This is a genomic window from Amycolatopsis japonica (assembly GCF_000732925.1).
GTDB lineage: Bacteria > Actinomycetota > Actinomycetes > Mycobacteriales > Pseudonocardiaceae > Amycolatopsis > Amycolatopsis japonica.
In genome coordinates this window covers 6,740,107-6,756,935 of record NZ_CP008953.1, presented here as the reverse complement: position 1 = coordinate 6,756,935, position 16,829 = coordinate 6,740,107, and the positions used below count along the sequence as shown (strand labels likewise).

At 68.0% G+C, this 16,829-nt stretch carries 18 protein-coding genes; 12 read left to right on the top strand and 6 right to left on the bottom strand.

The window, feature by feature from the left end; genetic code table 11:
* Positions 1 to 46 precede the first annotated feature (46 nt).
* From AJAP_RS44165 to AJAP_RS31170, 8 genes are all read left to right on the top strand, one after another.
* Positions 47 to 340, top strand: a complete 294-nt coding sequence (locus AJAP_RS44165) for a hypothetical protein (RefSeq protein WP_158509810.1) — start codon at positions 47 to 49, stop codon at positions 338 to 340.
* A gap of 51 nt (positions 341 to 391) precedes the next feature.
* Positions 392 to 2,047 (top strand): FAD-dependent oxidoreductase, encoded by a 1,656-nt coding sequence (locus tag AJAP_RS31200; protein WP_038518073.1) that lies wholly within the window; start codon positions 392 to 394, stop codon positions 2,045 to 2,047.
* Entirely contained in the window at positions 2,044 to 3,465 is a 1,422-nt protein-coding gene (locus AJAP_RS31195; RefSeq protein ID WP_038518070.1) for an ATP-binding protein, read from the top strand. The genes AJAP_RS31200 and AJAP_RS31195 overlap by 4 nt, the downstream gene beginning before the upstream one ends.
* A gap of 139 nt (positions 3,466 to 3,604) precedes the next feature.
* Positions 3,605 to 4,693, top strand: coding sequence for a hypothetical protein (locus tag AJAP_RS31190; protein WP_037346518.1), 1,089 nt, complete (start codon positions 3,605 to 3,607; stop codon positions 4,691 to 4,693).
* Positions 4,693 to 5,847 carry a toxic anion resistance protein gene (locus AJAP_RS31185; protein ID WP_038518067.1) on the top strand — a complete coding sequence of 385 codons (1,155 nt, stop codon included), beginning with the start codon at positions 4,693 to 4,695 and terminating at the stop codon, positions 5,845 to 5,847. Before AJAP_RS31190 ends, AJAP_RS31185 begins: the two co-directional genes overlap by 1 nt.
* A complete protein-coding gene (locus tag AJAP_RS31180; RefSeq protein WP_038518064.1) occupies positions 5,844 to 7,466 on the top strand; it encodes a VWA domain-containing protein in 1,623 nt (540 codons plus the stop codon). Before AJAP_RS31185 ends, AJAP_RS31180 begins: the two co-directional genes overlap by 4 nt.
* A complete protein-coding gene (locus tag AJAP_RS31175) occupies positions 7,463 to 8,038 on the top strand; it encodes a hypothetical protein (RefSeq protein ID WP_038518061.1) in 576 nt (191 codons plus the stop codon). The genes AJAP_RS31180 and AJAP_RS31175 overlap by 4 nt, the downstream gene beginning before the upstream one ends.
* 131 nt (positions 8,039 to 8,169) lie before the next feature.
* Positions 8,170 to 9,276 (top strand): peptidase inhibitor family I36 protein, encoded by a 1,107-nt coding sequence (locus AJAP_RS31170; RefSeq protein ID WP_038518059.1) that lies wholly within the window; start codon positions 8,170 to 8,172, stop codon positions 9,274 to 9,276.
* Between the two features lie 42 nt (positions 9,277 to 9,318).
* Here the strand turns inward: AJAP_RS31170 and AJAP_RS31165 are convergent, their stop codons facing one another.
* Positions 9,319 to 10,113: an LmeA family phospholipid-binding protein gene (locus tag AJAP_RS31165; protein WP_038518057.1), complete on the bottom strand. Its 795-nt coding sequence runs from the start codon at positions 10,111 to 10,113 to the stop codon at positions 9,319 to 9,321.
* Positions 10,114 to 10,158: 45 nt separating this feature from the next.
* A complete protein-coding gene (locus AJAP_RS31160) occupies positions 10,159 to 10,413 on the bottom strand; it encodes a hypothetical protein (protein ID WP_016331969.1) in 255 nt (84 codons plus the stop codon).
* Positions 10,414 to 10,588: 175 nt separating this feature from the next.
* On the opposite strand from AJAP_RS31160, the gene AJAP_RS31155 reads away from it, so the two are divergent.
* On the top strand, positions 10,589 to 11,287 hold the full coding sequence (locus AJAP_RS31155) for a class I SAM-dependent methyltransferase (RefSeq protein ID WP_038518053.1): 699 nt from the start codon (positions 10,589 to 10,591) through the stop codon (positions 11,285 to 11,287).
* On the opposite strand, the gene AJAP_RS31150 is transcribed toward AJAP_RS31155, so the two are convergent.
* Both AJAP_RS31150 and AJAP_RS31145 read right to left on the bottom strand, forming a co-directional pair.
* Positions 11,274 to 11,882, bottom strand: a complete 609-nt coding sequence (locus tag AJAP_RS31150) for a maleylpyruvate isomerase mycothiol-dependent enzyme family protein (protein WP_038518050.1) — start codon at positions 11,880 to 11,882, stop codon at positions 11,274 to 11,276. The two genes, AJAP_RS31155 and AJAP_RS31150, sit on opposite strands and share 14 nt — an antisense overlap.
* A gap of 49 nt (positions 11,883 to 11,931) precedes the next feature.
* Complete coding sequence (locus tag AJAP_RS31145) at positions 11,932 to 13,047, bottom strand: M28 family metallopeptidase (protein WP_228694646.1); 1,116 nt, start codon at positions 13,045 to 13,047, stop codon at positions 11,932 to 11,934.
* A gap of 66 nt (positions 13,048 to 13,113) precedes the next feature.
* Here AJAP_RS31145 and AJAP_RS44905 point away from each other — a divergent pair, with 66 nt between their 5' ends.
* Both AJAP_RS44905 and AJAP_RS31140 read left to right on the top strand, forming a co-directional pair.
* Positions 13,114 to 13,272 carry a hypothetical protein gene (locus AJAP_RS44905; RefSeq protein WP_228694644.1) on the top strand — a complete coding sequence of 53 codons (159 nt, stop codon included), beginning with the start codon at positions 13,114 to 13,116 and terminating at the stop codon, positions 13,270 to 13,272.
* 17 nt (positions 13,273 to 13,289) lie between these two features.
* On the top strand, positions 13,290 to 14,594 hold the full coding sequence (locus AJAP_RS31140) for a HEAT repeat domain-containing protein (protein WP_148311600.1): 1,305 nt from the start codon (positions 13,290 to 13,292) through the stop codon (positions 14,592 to 14,594).
* On the opposite strand, the gene AJAP_RS31135 is transcribed toward AJAP_RS31140, so the two are convergent.
* Positions 14,585 to 15,766 (bottom strand): HNH endonuclease signature motif containing protein, encoded by a 1,182-nt coding sequence (locus AJAP_RS31135; RefSeq protein WP_084098735.1) that lies wholly within the window; start codon positions 15,764 to 15,766, stop codon positions 14,585 to 14,587. The genes AJAP_RS31140 and AJAP_RS31135 overlap by 10 nt on opposite strands.
* Positions 15,767 to 15,902: 136 nt before the next feature.
* Between AJAP_RS31135 and AJAP_RS31130 the strand changes: the two genes are divergently transcribed.
* Complete coding sequence (locus tag AJAP_RS31130; RefSeq protein ID WP_038518041.1) at positions 15,903 to 16,349, top strand: hypothetical protein; 447 nt, start codon at positions 15,903 to 15,905, stop codon at positions 16,347 to 16,349.
* A gap of 19 nt (positions 16,350 to 16,368) precedes the next feature.
* Here AJAP_RS31130 and AJAP_RS31125 read toward each other — a convergent pair whose 3' ends face one another.
* Positions 16,369 to 16,785: a DUF6228 family protein gene (locus AJAP_RS31125; protein ID WP_038518038.1), complete on the bottom strand. Its 417-nt coding sequence runs from the start codon at positions 16,783 to 16,785 to the stop codon at positions 16,369 to 16,371.
* Positions 16,786 to 16,829: the final 44 nt, after the last annotated feature.

The following is a 16,829-nucleotide window of genomic DNA, read 5'->3' as shown; positions in this document are numbered from 1 at the left end:
CTCGAGGTCGGGAGAGTCGTCGACGTCCGATTCCGGCTCCGCCAAGGTGAGCGGGAGTGTCGCGATCGGACGGACACCGGCGGGCACGAGACCGGTGCCGTGGGGGACCAAGCCCTCCGGGAGCACGAGCGTCGGCGGGTCGCCGTCCCAGCACGACGCCCTGGCCAGCCGGACGGCCCGCGGCAGGTTCTCCTCGGTGACCCCGGAGATCGTGCGCAGGAACCGCAGGTCCGGCGCCGTGGCCAGGACCACCAGCAGGCCGTCTTCACCCCAAGCCTCGAAACGGCCGGGAAGCCCTGCGGCGGTGGCCGCCTCGCACGCGACGGCGGCACGGGCGTGAATCACTTTTTCGGCTTCGGTCTGCATGGACCGAACGTAATAGGCTGATCCGGTGAGCCAGCCGATCCTGTTGACCGTCGACGACGATCCCGCCGTATCCCGCTCGGTCGCCCGTGACCTGCGCCGAAGGTACGGAAAGGACTACCGGATCATCCGGGCCGATTCCGGCGCCGACGCCCTCGACGCGCTGCGCGAGATCAAGCTGCGCGGCGACGCCGTGGCCGCGATCCTCGCCGACTACCGGATGCCGCAGATGGACGGCATCGTCTTCCTCGAGAAGGCGATGGACCTGTTCCCGAACGCGCGCCGCGCGCTGCTGACCGCGTACGCCGACACCGACGCGGCGATCCAGGCGATCAACGTCGTCGACGTCGACCATTACCTGCTCAAGCCGTGGGACCCGCCGGAGGAGAAGCTCTATCCGGTCGTCGACGCGCTGGTGGAGACGTGGCGCGCGGTGGGGGAGCGGCCGGTCGACGAGATCAAGCTCATCGGCCACCGGTACTCCTCGCCGTCGTTCCACCTGCGCGACTTCCTGGCGCGCAACGCCGTGCCGTACCGCTGGTACTCCGTCGACGACGACGAGGGCCGCCGGATCCTCGAGGCGGCGGACGCGGCGCCGCACGACATCCCGGTGCTGGTCACCCCGGGTGGCACGGTGCTGCGCCAGCCGTCCGGTCCGGAACTCGCCGACGCCGTCGGCCTCTCCACCCGGCCCACCCAGGAGTTCTACGACCTGATCGTGATCGGCGGCGGACCCGCCGGGCTCGGGGCGGCCGTGTACGGCGCGTCGGAGGGCCTGCGCACCGTCATCGTCGAGCGCAAGGCGACCGGCGGGCAGGCGGGCACCAGCTCCCGCATCGAGAACTACCTCGGTTTCCCGGACGGCGTTTCCGGCGCACAGCTCACAGACCGCGCACGGCGGCAGGCGCTCAAGTTCGGCGCCGAAGTGCTCACCGCCCGCGACGTCGTGGGCCTGGAGGCACGCGGTTCCGCGCGCGTGGTCATGTTCGGCGACGGGACCGAGATCTCCGCGCATTCCGTGGTGCTGGCCAGCGGCGTCACCTACCGGGCGCTGGAGGCCCCCGGCGTCGCCGAGCTCGCCGGCCGCGGCGTGTACTACGGCTCGGCCGCGACCGAGGCGCCCGAGTGCAAGGGCGAGCACGTCTACATCGTCGGCGGCGCGAACTCGGCGGGGCAGGCGGCCGTGTTCTTCTCCAAACACGCCGCCGACGTCACCATCCTCGTCCGCGGCCAGTCGCTCGAAGCGTCGATGTCGCACTACCTGATCGAGCAGATCGCCGGGATCGGGAACATCCACGTCCGCACCCGGACCACCGTGGTCGAGGCGCACGGCGACGATCACCTCGAACGGCTGACCCTGTGCGAGAACGGCGGCGCGACCGAGACGGTGCCCACCGGACACCTGTTCATCTTCATCGGCGCCGCCCCGCGCACCGACTGGCTCGGCACCGAGATCCAGCGGGACGACCACGGTTTCGTCCGCACCGGGCCCGATCTGCTCACCGACGGCGGCCCGCCGCCGGGCTGGCCGCTGGACCGCGACCCGCACTACCTGGAGTCGTCCATTCCGGGCGTCTTCGTGGCGGGTGACGTCCGGGCGGCGTCGGTGAAGCGTGTCGCGTCGGCCGTCGGCGAAGGCGCCATGGCGGTCACCCTGGTCCACCGTTATCTGGAGGAGCAATGAGCGTTCTGCCCAGGGAAGAACTGCGCGGGCTCTTCCTCTTCGAGCACCTCAGCGAGGAGCAGCTCGACTGGATCGACGAGCACGCCGTGCTGGAGCAGTACACCGGCGGCACCACGGTCATGCGCGAGGGTGAACCGGCCACCTGCTTCTATCTCCTGCTGTCGGGCGCGCTGCGGATGACACGGCTCGTCGGCGGCACCGAGGTCGAGACGATCCGGTCCGACCAGCGCGGCGCGTACTGCGGCGCGACGCAGTTCTTCGTGCACCAGGAGACCGAGCACACCTACGGCGCTTCCGTACACGCGGTCAGCGACCTCACCTTCCTGACCCTGCCCGCGGCCGAGTTCGCCACCGAGTTCCGCCGCTGGTTCCCGATGGCGACGCATCTGCTGGAGGGTATGTACCTCGGCTGGCGCAACAGCGACACCGTCATCGGTTCGCGACGGCGGCTGCTGGCGCTCGGCGAACTGTCCGCCGGGCTGACCCACGAGCTCAACAATCCGGCGGCCGCCGCCGTCCGCGCGACGGCGTCGCTGCGGGAGCGGGTCGCCGGGATGCGGCACAAGCTCGCGATGCTGGCGAAGAAGAACGTCGACCCGACGCTGCTGGAGCAGCTGCTCGACATCCAAGAACAGCTGGTCAAACAGGTCGCGTCGGCGCCGAAGCTGACCGCCATGCAGCAGGCCGACCGCGAGGACGAGATCGGTGACTGGTTCGACGACCACGGTATCGACCAGGGCTGGGACCTCGCCGACATCTACGTCCGCGCCGGGCTGACGGTGCCGGATCTCGACCGGCTGCTCGACGCGGTCGGCGAGACCTTCCTCGACGGCGCAGTCCGCTGGCTCGCGTACGCGCTCGAGACCGAGATGCTGATGGGCGAGATCGAGGATTCGACCACCCGGATCTCGGTGCTGGTCGGCAAGGCCAAGCAGTACTCGCAGATGGACCGCGCCCCGCACCAGTGGATCGACGTCCACGAAGGCCTCGACTCGACCCTCGTGATGCTGGCGGGCAAGATCGCGCCGGGGATCCGCGTGGTGAAGGAGTACGACCACACGATCCCGAGGATCCCGGCGTACGCGGGCGAACTGAACCAGGTGTGGACGAACGTCATCGACAACGCGCTCGGCGCCATGGGAACCGAGGGCACGCTGACCCTGCGGACGTCCAGGGTGGACGATCACGTGCACGTCGAGATCGGCGACACCGGACCCGGTATCCCGGCGGAGGTGCGGCAGCGGATCTTCGAGCCGTTCTTCACCACGAAACCGGTGGGGCAGGGGACCGGCCTCGGCCTGGACATCTCCTGGCGCATCGTCGTCGAACGGCATCAGGGCGACCTGCGGGTCGATTCGGCGCCGGGTGACACGCGGTTCACCGTGTGCCTGCCGGTCTCGGAGCAGTCCGTGATCTGATTTTCCTTATCCCCCAAGGTTTCGACAGAAAGTACCGACGGCTTCCGTTCATCGATCGTTCACTTCGAAATGGCTCGCCCGCGCGTCAAAAGAGTCGTACGGGCTGAAAGATCGAGCCTGTGAACGAGGGGGTTGGCCGGTGAAACGCCGTCTGTCGATCGGTCTGGCCGTGGTGCTGCTGCTGGCCGTGGCCGCGGTGATCGTCTGGGGCCGGGACGGTGACGAGAACACCGCGCAGGGCACGGATCTGACCACGGTGCGCGGGGTCATCGGTTCGGAGAAGCTCGCCTTCTTCTCCGACAAACGGGTGGCGGACGCGTTCGCGAAGCACGGGCTGAAGGTCGAGGTCGACACCGCGGGCTCGCGGCAGATCGCGAGCATGGACCTCGGGAAGTACGAGTTCGCGTTCCCGTCCTCGTCGCCCGCCGCGCAGCGGATCCAGCGCGATCACCAAGTGACCGGCGTGCACACGCCGTTCCAGTCGCCGATGGCCGTCGCGACCTTCGAACCGATCGTGAACCTCCTGAGCGCCAACGGGATCGTGCGCAAGGGCGCCGGCGAGTATCAGGTGCTCGACATCGCGAAGTACCTCGAAGCCGCCCAGAAGGGCACGCGCTGGGACCAGCTTCCCGGCAACACCGCGTTCCCCGCGCGCAAGAACGTGCTGGTCACGACCACGGACCCGCGCGAATCGAACTCGGCGGCGATGTACCTGTCGATCGTCTCGTTCGTCGCCAACGGGAACAACGTCGTCAGCACGCCGGAAGCCGAGGCGAAGGTGCTGCCCGCGGTGTCGAAGCTGTTCATCGACCAGGGGTACACGCAGAACAGCACCGAAGGCCCGTTCGAGGACTACCTCGCGGCGGGGATGGGCAAGACGCCGATGGCGCTGATCTACGAGTCGCAGTTCGTCGACCGGCTGGTGCGCGCCGACGGGTCGATCCGGCCGGACATGCGGCTGCTCTACACCGCGCCGACGGTGTACTCCAAGCACACGCTCGTGCCGCTGAAACCGAACGGCGACCAGGTCGGCAGGCTGCTCGCGACCGACCCGGAGCTGGGGAAACTCGCCGCGACGTTCGGTTTCCGTACCGGGGATCCGCGGTTGTTCGCCGACGTCGTCGCCGCGGCCAAGGCGCCGGTGCCCGCGGACCTGGTGGACGCAGTCGAGCCGCCGTCGTACGAAACGCTGGAGCGTCTGCTCGACGCGGTGAAGAAGCAGTACTGATGGACGATTTCACGCTCACTCCACCCGAACCGGTGGAGGCGATCCCGGCCGAGCGGGCGGCCGGCCTGGTCACCCTCGCGCCGGAGGTCCACGCCGAAGTCACGAAGCGCGCGGAGGGGTTCGCCCGGCGTCTCGAAGCACTCGACGTCCGGTCGCCCGACTTCACACGCGTCCTGGACGAACTGCTCGCGGTCGGCGAGTCCGACATGCGCGCGGCGGCGACCGTCGCCGGTGCGCTGCTGGACCGGTCGACGCGGGCGCTCACGGAAATCGGGTCGCCACAACACCAGGCGACGGTGAGCCTGGCCGGGCTCCGGCGGGCCGTGGCGGAGATCGATCCTGCGAAACTGCCGATCACCGGCCGCAAGCTGATGGGGCTGATCCCGGTCGCGGGCAGCGCGAAGAAGGCTCTGGACCGCTATCGCGCGGCGAACGAGCCGGTGAACGCGCTCGTGCTGGACCTGCGGGCGCGACAAGACCATCTGCGACGGGACAACGCCGCGCTCAAGGGTGAACGAGAACGTCTGTGGGCGACGCTCGGCAAGCTGTCGGAAGCGGCCGCGTTCGCCGAAGCCGTCGACACGGCCGTCGACCGTCAAGCCGGGATCTTCGACTTCACCGACCCCGCGCGGGCCAAGGCCTTGCGGGCGGACGCGGTGCATCCGATCCGGCAGCGGCACCAGGATCTGCTGACCCAGCTCGCCGTCAGCGCGCAGGGCTATCTCGCGCTGGATCTGGTGCGGCGCAACAACGACGAGCTGATCCGCGGGATCGAGCGGGCGGTGTCGACCACGGTCGCGGCGCTGCGGGTCGCGCTGGTGGTGAGCGGGGCACTCGCCGGGCAACGCGACGTCCTCGACGAGATCCAGGCCGTGCAAGCCACGACCGACGGCCTGATCAGGGCCAACGCCGAAATGCTGGAACTGCGCAGCGCCGAGATCCAGCGTGCGGGCAGCGATCCGGCGGTGGCGGTGGCGACGATCCGTGAGTCGTTCGAGCGGATCTACCGGAGCATCGACGCGATCGACGAGTTCAAGGCGGGGGCCGTCTCGACGATGGCGGCGACCGTGGAGGCGCTGTCCGGGGAGATCCGGCGGGCCGAAGACCATCTGCGCCGGTCACACGAGACGGCGGCGGCCGAGGGGGCATCGTGAAACGCTGGGCTGTGCTCACGGTGGCGGCGATCTGCGCGCTGTCACTGGTTTCCTGCGATTCGAGCGAAGGCGGGACGGGGCTGGGAGAGGCCGAGGCAGGCACCCTGCGGGTGCTCGCGGGCAGCGAATTGGCCGATCTGCGGCCGCTGCTGGAACAGGAGGCGGCGGCGACCGGCGTCAAGGTCAAGTTCCAGTTCACCGGGACGTTGGAAGGCACCGAGTCGTTGGCGAACGGCAAGGTGGACGGTCAGTACGACGCCGTCTGGTTCTCGTCGAACCGGTATCCGGCGGCGGTTCCGGAGGCAGCCGAACGGTTGGGCGAGCAGGTGAAGATCATGAGCTCGCCGGTGGTGCTCGGCCTGTCCGCGTCGGCGGCGCAACGGCTCGGCTGGACCGGACGGCCGGTGGGCTGGGGTGAGATCGCCGAGCAGGCCGGGAAGAAGGCCTTCACCTATGGCATGACCGACCCGTCCGCGTCGAACTCCGGTTTCTCGGCGCTCGTCGGGGTGGCGTCGGCGCTCGCGGGGGCGGGCAACGCGATCGACGCTCAGCAGATCGCTTCCGTCACCCCGAAACTGACCGAGTTCTTCAGTGCGCAGGCGATGTCCGCGGGCTCGTCGGGCTGGCTTTCCGAGGCCTACCAACGACGGGCGAGCGGCCAGGATCCCGGCAAGAAGGTCGACGGCCTGATCAACTACGAGTCCGTCCTGTTGTCGATGAACGCGAGCGGGAAACTCCCCGAACCGCTGACGCTGGTGTATCCCTCCGACGGTGTCGTGACCGCGGACTATCCGCTGACTTTGTTACAGAGCGCGAATTCCGACGCGCGGGACGCGCACCGCAAGCTCGCCGAACGGCTGCGGACGCCGGACACCCAGCGCAAGATCATGGAGACCACGCAGCGTCGTCCGGTCGTGCCGGGAGTCCAGCTGGGGCAGCAGTTCGCGCGAAAGGATCTCGTCGAGCTGCCGTTCCCCGCGACGCAGCAAGCGGTCGACGCGTTGCTGGGCGCCTACTTCGACAAGATCCGGCGGCCGTCGCGGACGCTGTACGTGCTCGACACCTCCGGTTCCATGTCGGGCGACCGGATCGAGTCGCTGCGCGCCGCACTGATCGGGCTGACCGGCGCCGACGGTTCCCTGACCGGGCGGTACCGCCGGTTCCGCAGCCGTGAGGAGGTCACGATGCTGCCGTTCGACACCGTGCCAGGCAGTCCGGAGACGTTCACGGTGCCGGAAGGCGATCCACAACCCGCGTTGGACAAGATCAAGCGTTTCGCCGAAGGCCTCGACGCGAACGGTGGCACGGCGATCTACGACAGCCTTCAGCGCGCGTACGACATCATGGGACCTTTGGTCGCGCGGGACCCCGACCGCTTCAACTCGATCGTGCTGATGACCGACGGACAGAACGCGAACGGCGCCAAGTTCTCGGATTTCCAGCTCAGGTTCCCGTCGTTGCCGGAGGCGATGCGGCAGATCCCGGTGTTCACCGTGATCTTCGGCGAAGGCGACTCCGCCGAACTCGGCGAGGTCGCGAAACGCACCGGTGGCAACGTGTTCGACGCGCGAGGCGACGTGCTGCCCAAGGTGTTCCAGGAAATCCGCGGGTACCAGTGATCGGGTACCTCGGCTCCACGAAGAACCTCGCCGGTTGTGTCGGCGGGCTGATCGGGCTGGCCCTGTACCTGACCGGCGTCGTCGGCGGGTTGTGGCCGCTGGTCGTCGCGGGGCTGTACGCGGTGTTCGCCCTGCTCGCGCCGCCCGAGAGGGTCCGGCTCGTCTCGGTGGACGCCGTCGCCGAGGCCGGGCAGCTGCGGGCCGACCTCGAATCGCTGGTGGGCAAGGTGACCGAACGGGCGCAGCGGATGCCCGAGTCCTCTGTGGACGGTGTGCGGCGGATCGCCGAGGTGCTCGAAGATCTCCTATCGCGGCCGGAGCGGTGGTCGGCGAACCCGGACGTCCAGCACGCCGTCACCCGGTTGGCGCGAACGGATCTGCCGCTTTCGGTGGAGACGTATCTGAATCTGCCCTGGTGGTTCGCGGCCAAACGGCCTGCCGACGAGCTCCTCGCGCAGCTGGAACTGCTGGAGATCGAAGCGCACCGGATAGCGGAACGCTTCTACGCCGGCGACGTCCATCAGCAGGCCGATCACACGCGTTATCTGCGTGAGCGCGGCGAATCGGCCTAGCGGTCCCGTTCAGTGGTAAGCGAAAAACAGTCTGCCGGTCGTTCTGCATGGGCAAGCCGGTTTCCCCGTGGTGGACTCGTGACGCCGATCCGATCATGGTCGGTATTCCGTCTTCCCCAGGGAGTTCAGACGTGCACAAGTACAGACTCGGGGCGGCCTTCCTGGCCGCTGTGGCGATGTGTCTCGCCTGCGTCGTCCCGGCGAACGCCGCGGAACGTGACGAGCACTGCGTCGCCGACACGATCACCGGAGCTTTCCGGTGCTTCGACAGCGTGGGCGAGTCCCTCGCCGCGGCGTCGGCGGGCGAGGTCGGCGCGTCCGCGACAGTGATCAGCGTGCTCTACGAACACGCGAACTTCGGCGGCGCGAGCGTCGCCGTCACCGGATCGCCGTGCGTCGAGGGGACGAACCAGACCATCGGCTTCCTCGGCTCGATGAACGACAAGGTCTCCTCGTTCAAGACCTTCTACAACTGCTACATCACGATGTACGAGCACGCCGAATACCAGGGCGCCACCCAGGAGTGGTACGCCAACGACAGCGCCAACTACGGGTCGAACATGAACGACCTCGGCAGCTCCGTCGTGTACTCGCGCGGGCCGTCCCGCGCCGAACTGCTCAAGGACTGCGGCCGCGCCACCAAGACCTGCAACGCCCACGTCGACCAGCGTGGCCAGGACTTCTACGGCGAGTGGAACCGGGTGGACACGGTCTTCAACTGCAGTGCCAACAAGATCACCCAGGTGATCGGCAAGCGGGACACCCGCAGCGGGAAGAACACGGTGTCGAACGAGCTCAGCGTGAGCGCGGGCTTCGAGTTCCTCGTCCAGTGGACGGTGGCCTACAAGCGCACGTGGGGCCAGGAGTGGGGCTGGGAGACCAGCGAGAACGTCGAGACCCGGATCGAGGTGAATCCGGGCTACTGGGCGGGTCTGGACCGCTCTCCGGTGATGCGCGTGGGCTACGGCTCGTACGACATGTGGTACGACAAGCGCCGATGGGGTCACCACCAGTGGTACGTCTGGAACTTCAGCGGTGAGGGCCCCGCGCCCGGTGTCGTGGGCCAGACCAGGACCGTCGGCAAGAAGATGACGTCGGCCGAGAAGAAGAAGGCGTGCGGCACGAAGACCGGTCTCGTGCGGTCGTCCGCCCTCGCGGAGGCGGATACCGCCGCCGCGTCCGTCGCGAAGCCCGCCGCGCCCGCGGTGCGTGTCGCGCAGGGCGCGTTGCACAGCTGATCCGATGATGGCCCTCGTCACCGCGGCGAGGGCCATCGCCGGTCACCGTCCGCCGAGTCTCGGCAGGGTCAACGTGGTCACGGCCGTCGTCACCCAGCCCAGCAGGTCGCCGAGCGGGATGGTGGACAGCTTCTCCGGCCATTCCTCGGCCAGCGCGTGCAGGACCAGGTGGCCGTCGTGCGCCTCGACCGCGGTGAGCCGGATCCCTTGCGGGAGTTCGGGCAGCGGCAGCACGATCGGCTTCAGCCGGGCCGGCGGGCCGAACCGGCGGCGTCCGATGTGGACGGACATCGGCCGGAGGACGACGGCGTCGTGCTCCACAGTGGACTCCAAGGCGAGATGTCCCCAGCGGGGCCGCTTTTCCCAGCGGATGTGGAAATGCCCGTCGTCGCCGGGGGTCACGATGATGCCCGGCCGGACCTCGGCCACGCGCGCCTGGAGGACTTCCGGCGATACCCGGATCGCCATCTTCACCTGTTCGGGGATGGCGGCAGGGGAGGGGAGTGAGCGAAGGCGCACGTTCGACGCCAGGACGGTGATGCGTTCGAGCGGGGTTTCCGGCCAGTCGACGTCCTCGACGACGATGCGGACGTCGCCGACCCGGCCGGTGGCGGCCAGGCTGAGGCTGTCGGTCCGGTAGTCGAGGTCGGTCAGGGTGAGGCCGACGTCGTGCCCGTCCACCTTGGCCGTCAGCCTGCGCCCGACCAGCTGCTCGGTCACGGTCTTCAGGATCGCGGCCGGGGTCACGGGCACGTTCGGCAACAGCGCCCGCCCGGCGGCGGCCAGGCCGAACAGCTCGGGAAGCGGGTTCAGGTCGAACCATCTGCCGTCGCTCATCCGTCCAGTGTCGCCGAACGGGACGCCGATCGCCGCCGCAGGGGGTCAGCGGGCCGCGAAACGGGCGATGACGCCCGCCAGGATCACCCAGAACGCCGCGGCCAGACCGTAGTCGAGGATGACCGCGAGATTCGGGTCACTCACCGGGAAGAGACCCGGCCAGAACAACGCCAGCGGCCTGGCCAGCGCCTGGATGAAGATGAAGAAACCGTTGCCCGCGTTGGCACCCGCGAGCACCATCACCATGTACAGCAGCTCGATGAAAGCGAACAGCGCGCCGATGCCGGTGATGACGCGCACGGCGGTGTTGCTCCTACTGGTGGTTCGCCATCTGGACATGCCGGAAAAGTTCCCGCGCTCCGGCGTGACAAACGCGTCAAGGGCCAAGTTGCGCCGATCGGCCGTACCTCGCTTACTACCCGGAGACGGATCGTGACGCACTGGTTGATTGATGATATCGATTATCATTGCCGATATGAAGACTGGGGACTGGAGTGACAGCTGGGATCGCCTCATGGCGCGGTATCAGCCAGGACGTGAGCAGGCGATCGAGCGGATGATCGACCTGATCGCGGCGCGCTGCGACGGGCGGGCGCCGAGGGTGCTGGACGTGGGTGGCGGCACGGGCACTCTCTGTTCCCGTCTGCTTGCCCGTTTTCCCGAGTCGGAGGTCACGCTGGTCGATCTCGACCCGGTGATGCTGGCGATCGCTCGCGCGTCGCTGCCGTCTTCGGTGGAGGTGGTCCGGGCCGATCTGCGTGATCCGGGCTGGGCCGCCTTGTTGCCGTACGGCGGCTACGACGCCGTTCTGGCGATCATGGCGTTGCACTACCTGCCACCGGACCGCCTGACGGCGTTGTACGCCGAACTAGTCGGGCTGGTGCGGGCGGGCGGTTTCGTGGCGAATGTGGACGACATGCCGGAAGGGGAAGCCGCGGCGTCCGTGAGCGATGACGGCTCTTGGGGCGCCTGGTGGGCTCAGGTCGCGGCGGATCCCGTGCTGGGACCGGCCGTGGTGGAACGGGCTCGGCTGTTCGGCGATTCGTCTTCGGCGGAATGGCATCCGCCCGCCGAGTGGCATCTGCGGGCCGTGAAGGCCGGGCCGGTCGACGAGGCCGCCGTGGCGTGGCGGAACGGCGACCAGGCCGCTGTTGTGGCCTTCAGGCCTCGCTGAACGGTGGATCGTCGAGCGGGGTGCCTCGCCATTGCCACCCGGCGCGCGACGGCCGTCCCCGTAGCTCCGTCCGGTCCGTCGCCCACAGCAACGCCGTCCAGGGATCGACGCCGGTGACGTCGACATCCGGGAACATCCGGGCGAGCACTCGCGAGCAGACGTCGCGCGGCGGATCGAGGGTGACTTGGAGCCCCCTGGCCATGTCCTCGCCATGGACCAGGACTTCGACGCAGCCCATCCCGGCGAAACCTTCGAGGTCGGCGCGGCCGCTCGGGTGGTACGCGCGGACGTCCGGGGCCACCGTGCGGAGCGTGGCACCCAGGATGCCGCCGGCGACCGTGACGAACTCCAGCATCTCCGACGGAGTCGCGGCCTGGTCGGCGACGGATTCGAAGCAGACGAAACGCGGCGTCGACGGCCGCGCGATCAGCAGGCCCGCGTAGGAGATCAAGCAGTCGCCGAGGTGTTCGGCCGTGCGCCAGGCGTTCAGGTCGCCGGTGCCCGACGCCGCCGACCAGTCACGGCCCGACGCCTGGCGTAGTTCACCGACCACACTCGTGATCGCGGCGTCGAGGTCGCCGGGGGTGACTGTCATCGTGGCATCAACTCAGCGACCTCAACTCAGCGACCTCAACTCAGCGATCTCAACTCAACGGTGTCGGAAACGCGACCGGACCGCGGTGGCCGTTCTTCCCGACCGCGCGGACACCGAAGAACACGTTGTCCTTCGACAGATCCACTTTAGCCTCGGTCGTGTCGCCGACCCTGACGACGTGCGTCCAGTCGGCCGCCGTCGTCTCCCGCCAGACGACCTCGTAGCCGGCGAGGTCCGGGTCCGTTCCGCGCCGCCACACCAGATCCGTCTCGTTCGTCAGCCGGTTCGTCCGGATCCGGACGTCTTCGGGGGTACCGGGCGCGGTCGCCAGCGACCACATCGTCGCGGCGTTCACCCGCGCGACCCTGGCGATGAACGCGAAGTCGCAGAACTCGGGCAGATCGCCGAACCGCTTGCCGTTCTCCACCCGGACGTCCTGGTGCTGATGGGCGTAGTCCTCGTGCGGTTCGGTGAACCGCACGGCGGGATACCCCTGCTCCAGGAACGGGATGTGGTCGCCGCCGCGGAGGTAGCGGTCGCGCCGGTGGATCACCCGTACGGTCATGCCGGTCGCTTCGTTGTCCGCGACCGAGCGTACGAACCGCGCCAGCTGACGGGAGGGCGAATCGTTCTCCCCGCCGACCGCGCGCCGGATGTCGGCCTGTGCCGGGGTTTCCGACGTCGGCACGCCCTCGGCGAACAACCGGATCGTCCGCGGGTCCCGCGTTCCGTCGTCCGCCCGGCTCGAACCGACGATGTCGTTGGTGAACATCGCCTGCACGTTCGTTCCGGCCGTCTTGAACAGCGTGGCCATGTGCCGTGCGCCGAACAGGCCCTGTTCCTCACCGGCGACCGCGGCGAACACGATGGTCGCGGCCGGACGGCGAGTGGCGAGCACCCGGGCGAGTTCCATCGCGATGGCCACTCCGGAGGCGTCGTCGTCGGCGCCCGGCGCGTCGTTCGTCGCGTCGAGTGGATCCGAACACCGCGAGTCGTAGTGACCGGACACGACGTAGACCCGTTCCGGGGTGGTGGAGCCGCGCAAGGTGGCGACGACGTTGGTGATGGTGGTCGCCACCGGGATCCGCGGTGGAGCGGGCTGCTGGAGGTACGCCTGTGCCTCGACCGTCATCCGGCCGCCCGATCGCTCCGCGGATTTCGTCATCTCCGCGAGGATCCAGTCGCGGGCGGCGCCGATTCCCCGGACAGGGTCGGTCTGCGAGGACAACGTGTGGCGGGTTCCGAAGGCCGCGAGTCTGCGTACGGTGGCTTCGATGCGGTGTTCGTCTATCTCCCGGAGTATCGCTCGGAGTTCCGCGTCCGGTCGTTGTGGGGTGAGGCGTTCGCCGGATTCCTCGGCGCCGGCGCTCGGTGCGAGAGTTGCGGATGACAGGGCGGCCGCCGAGAGTGCGGCCGACGTGGACAGGAAAACTCGTCTGGACCTTTCCTCAGCCATTCTCTTGTTCCTACGCGTTCCGTGATCGGGCGTCTACCCGCGAAAAGGATGAGCGCGGTGGGCGGTGGATCGGGGAAGATCGCCGAGTGATCTTCGGAAGAAGCAAGACCGTGGCCGAGGCACTCCAGGAAACCTTGGAGAGCAGGGGACAGCGCGTCGGCGTACTCATCGATGCGCTCATGCGTGTCGACAGTTCCGGTGACGCCTCCGAAATCAAGGCCGCCTTCGAGACGATCACCGAGACACCGGCGCTCGTCGCGACTCTCGATGTGTACTGCCGGTCTCAGCGGGCCTTGGCCGACGTCGATCTTCGACTCACGGGGCGTGGGGCCGGGCCGTTGACGACGGCGATCGCCGCTTCACACGGCAACGGTCGAGTCCGCGAGGTGGCGGTCACGAAGATGCTGGCGAGCCCGCGCGCGGAGATGCTTCCGTTCCTGCTGGTGCGCATGACGGATTGGGCGTCTCCGGTCCGCGACGCCGCCCGCATGGGTGTCGTCCGGCTGTTGCACGACAAGCCATCGACGTACCTCCGGCCCGCCGCCGAAACGATGCTTCACCTGCGGCGCCGTCGTCGCGGGGGCTTCGGCGTCCAGCAGTTGTACGCGGCTGCTCACGACGCCCCCGTGGCGGTGCTCGAGCAGCTGATGTGCTCGGCGACCTCCGCTGTGCCGAGGTTCGCGTTCGAGGTCAGAACCCGGCGTGGCGATCTCAAACTCGACGAGATGGTTCGGCTCGCCGTGACGAATTCCGACAAGGGTCTTCGCGCCCGAGCCGGTGAGGCCGCCGCCCGCGAGGCCGTGTGGACTGGTCGCGTGGACGTCCTGCGCAAGCTGGCCGCCTGCCGGCACGGCGAGGTACGGATCAGCGCGCTGACCGGACTCGCTCGCCTCGGCCACTGGAACGAAATCGCCGGTCTGCTGGACGACCGTTCCTCGCTGATCCGTGCGCTCGCGCGGGATGCTGCCCGGCGTACGGGCGTCGACGCTGTCGACTGGTACCGGTCGGCCGTTTCCGCTGCGAGCCCTTCCTTGGGCACCATCGCGGGACTTGCCGAGTCGGGGCGGCAAGAGGATGGGCAGCTGCTGCATCCGTTGCTGAGCCACCCTGCGGCCAGAGTGCGAGCTCAAGCCGTTGGGGCCCTTCGGATTCTGAACGCCGTTCCGGTCGATTCGGTGAGGCCGATGGTCGAGGATCCTTCCCGTCGGGTTGTCAGGGCGGTCTTGAAGGCTTTGGGGACACCGGCTCAGGTCTGAGTTTCATCGTCCTCGGGACCTGTGCGTGGTTCGTGGAACGGCTCTGGCGCTGACTCGTAGGTATGGCCGCTCGGCGTGGTGATGATCATGCCGCCGTCGCCGGTGGGTACGGCCGACCACCCGGGTTCCTCTTTGAGCAGGTTGTGGTTCTTGCAGTGGATATGGCAGTTGTGGTGATTGGTCTTTCCGTTGCGAGCCCGCGGGACGATATGGTCGATCTCGGAGACCTCGGCCGGCAGGTGACAGCCTGGTTGGGTGCACTCGCGATCCCTCGCCTTGATCAAGCGGGCCAAGGACGCCGGTGACCGGTACTTGTCGCCGCCCGCCTCGAGCAGTTGGCCCGTGGCGGAGTCGGTGATCAGCCGGGACCAGGTGGACCCGGGGTCGGAGGCGATTTCGCGGACCAGCCAGTCGGGGATGGGTCCGTACCCGGCCAGTGTCGCGGGATCGTCGCGTGCGCCGACGAGTGTCAAGAAGTCGACATAGACATGGATGTGGGCTCGCGGCTTGCCCCGGCCGTTCTCGGCCAGCAGTCGTTCGGCGAAGATGTCGGCGCGATGCTGGTCGAGCGTCCGGGATTTGTCCTTGTTCCGCCGGGAGCGCGCGGCACGGCTCATCGAGGCGTAGATGGAACTGGCGACTTCCGTGGGAAGGTGGCCGGAGAGTGTGGACATGGTCTCGTCGTCGTGTTCCAGCGAGATATGCCGCAACGCGCGTTTCTTGGCCGCTCGTTCGCGGTAGCCGTCGGGATCGAATTTCTGCACGGCATGTCTCACCGAACCCCGGATCGCTCCGGGATCACGGTCGGCGAGACGTTTGGTCAGCCAGGCGTCGACCTGTGCCGCGACTTCGTCCGACACCTCCCTGGTCAGTTGCATGACCTTGGAAGCCTTGTATAGGTCGATATCACCACGTTCCAATGCCGCCAGCGTGTTCGGCAGGCGGGCGACGAGGGCGCAGGAAGTCTCGACGAGCAGGAAAGCGTGATTGCGGGTGACCGAGAAGCGCAAGGCGACCTCCTCGGTCACGGATCTTCGTGATCCGCCGCGAGCGGCGAAATCGGCTAACGCTCGTACCTGACGTCCCTGCGTCCGCCGAAGCGAAAGCTCTTCGTCGAACGCGGCGTCAAGAAAGCGAGCGGCTTTCGGGTTATAAGCGAGAGTTGTGGTCATGCCCATGATCATACTCGAACTGACGTTCGAATGGCGGCGAGAGCGTGATCGAATTTACGCGGAGAGTGAACGGGCCAGTCATGGCTCTTCGTTCAGGCTGGGACACGAGCGTCGCCGCGGCTGATTGAATGGGAGGGTGAGCGACTACCCGAGGCTGCTGGAAGACCGAGAAGTGTCGGTGGCGCGTGCCGGTGAAGGGCGACGAGCGCGGCTGCGGGGCTGGCTGGACGGTTACGACGGGCCAAGGCCGCTCTATCGGATCGAGCTGTTCCTCGATGGTGACCGGTTTACGGCCACCGCCGAGGACATGTTCGAGTCGCTCGTCCGGCTGCGTCGTCAGCTGGAACCCGGGGGCTGGGCGATCGCCGTTCAAGGCGCCCGCCGCGACACCTACCCGAGCGGCATGTGCAGGGATATGGGCGGCGGAATGCAGATCTACGTGATGCGTACCGGCGAAAAGACCTCGGAAGCGGACCTCGTCGATACGCTGGCCGATGCGGATCTCGACCAGATCGTGAGTGTCGCGGAACAGGAGGCCTGGCACGCCGAATGGTGGGAAGCGGCCACGGGTCGCCGGCTCTGAGCGCACGTGAAGGGAACCGTCATGAGCCGGTCGCCAGCGCCTTGACCTCTTGGGCGATCTGCGACAGTTGCTCACCTGGCTCGATCGTCAAGTCACCGGTCGCGGGCCAGCCGTCGTTTCCCCAGTCAGGTTGAAACCTCTGGATGGTGACCCGTAGCTGCACGTGGCCGTACTGGTGGGACGCGTCGATTTTCAGGTCCCTTTCGAGCGACTCCCAGGTTCGGACTCCGTCCCATCCACGCCAGTCGTTCACATGCTGCTGGAAGAACTCCGCGAGATCGGCGAACCCGGTCGCATAGTGGTGCACGACCTGAACTGACGCGGACAAGCCCTGGAGTCGCAGCTCGGCCAGCAAGTACTGTGGCGCACCGTCGTCGAAGCCATCAGCCGTCAGCCGCAGAAAGTCATGGTCGGAGCCAATCCGTGCCTGGATCATGGTCGAAGCATGGCGTTTCGGGCGCGGAGACGGCAACCGGAATT

What these genes read in the sequence shown, in the direction of transcription:
- AJAP_RS31165 (WP_038518057.1), bottom strand. Translation starts at nt 10,113, where the DNA reads ATGAGCGACGGCAGATGGTTCGACCTGAACCCGCTTCCCGAGCTGTTC.
- AJAP_RS31125 (WP_038518038.1), bottom strand. Translation starts at nt 16,785, where the DNA reads ATGATCCAGGCACGGATTGGCTCCGACCATGACTTTCTGCGGCTGACG.
- AJAP_RS31145 (WP_228694646.1), bottom strand. Translation starts at nt 13,047, where the DNA reads ATGACGAAATCCGCGGAGCGATCGGGCGGCCGGATGACGGTCGAGGCA.
- AJAP_RS31185 (WP_038518067.1), top strand. Translation starts at nt 4,693, where the DNA reads ATGGACGATTTCACGCTCACTCCACCCGAACCGGTGGAGGCGATCCCG.
- AJAP_RS31135 (WP_084098735.1), bottom strand. Translation starts at nt 15,766, where the DNA reads ATGACCACAACTCTCGCTTATAACCCGAAAGCCGCTCGCTTTCTTGAC.
- AJAP_RS31195 (WP_038518070.1), top strand. Translation starts at nt 2,044, where the DNA reads ATGAGCGTTCTGCCCAGGGAAGAACTGCGCGGGCTCTTCCTCTTCGAG.
- AJAP_RS31155 (WP_038518053.1), top strand. Translation starts at nt 10,589, where the DNA reads ATGAAGACTGGGGACTGGAGTGACAGCTGGGATCGCCTCATGGCGCGG.
- AJAP_RS31150 (WP_038518050.1), bottom strand. Translation starts at nt 11,882, where the DNA reads ATGACAGTCACCCCCGGCGACCTCGACGCCGCGATCACGAGTGTGGTC.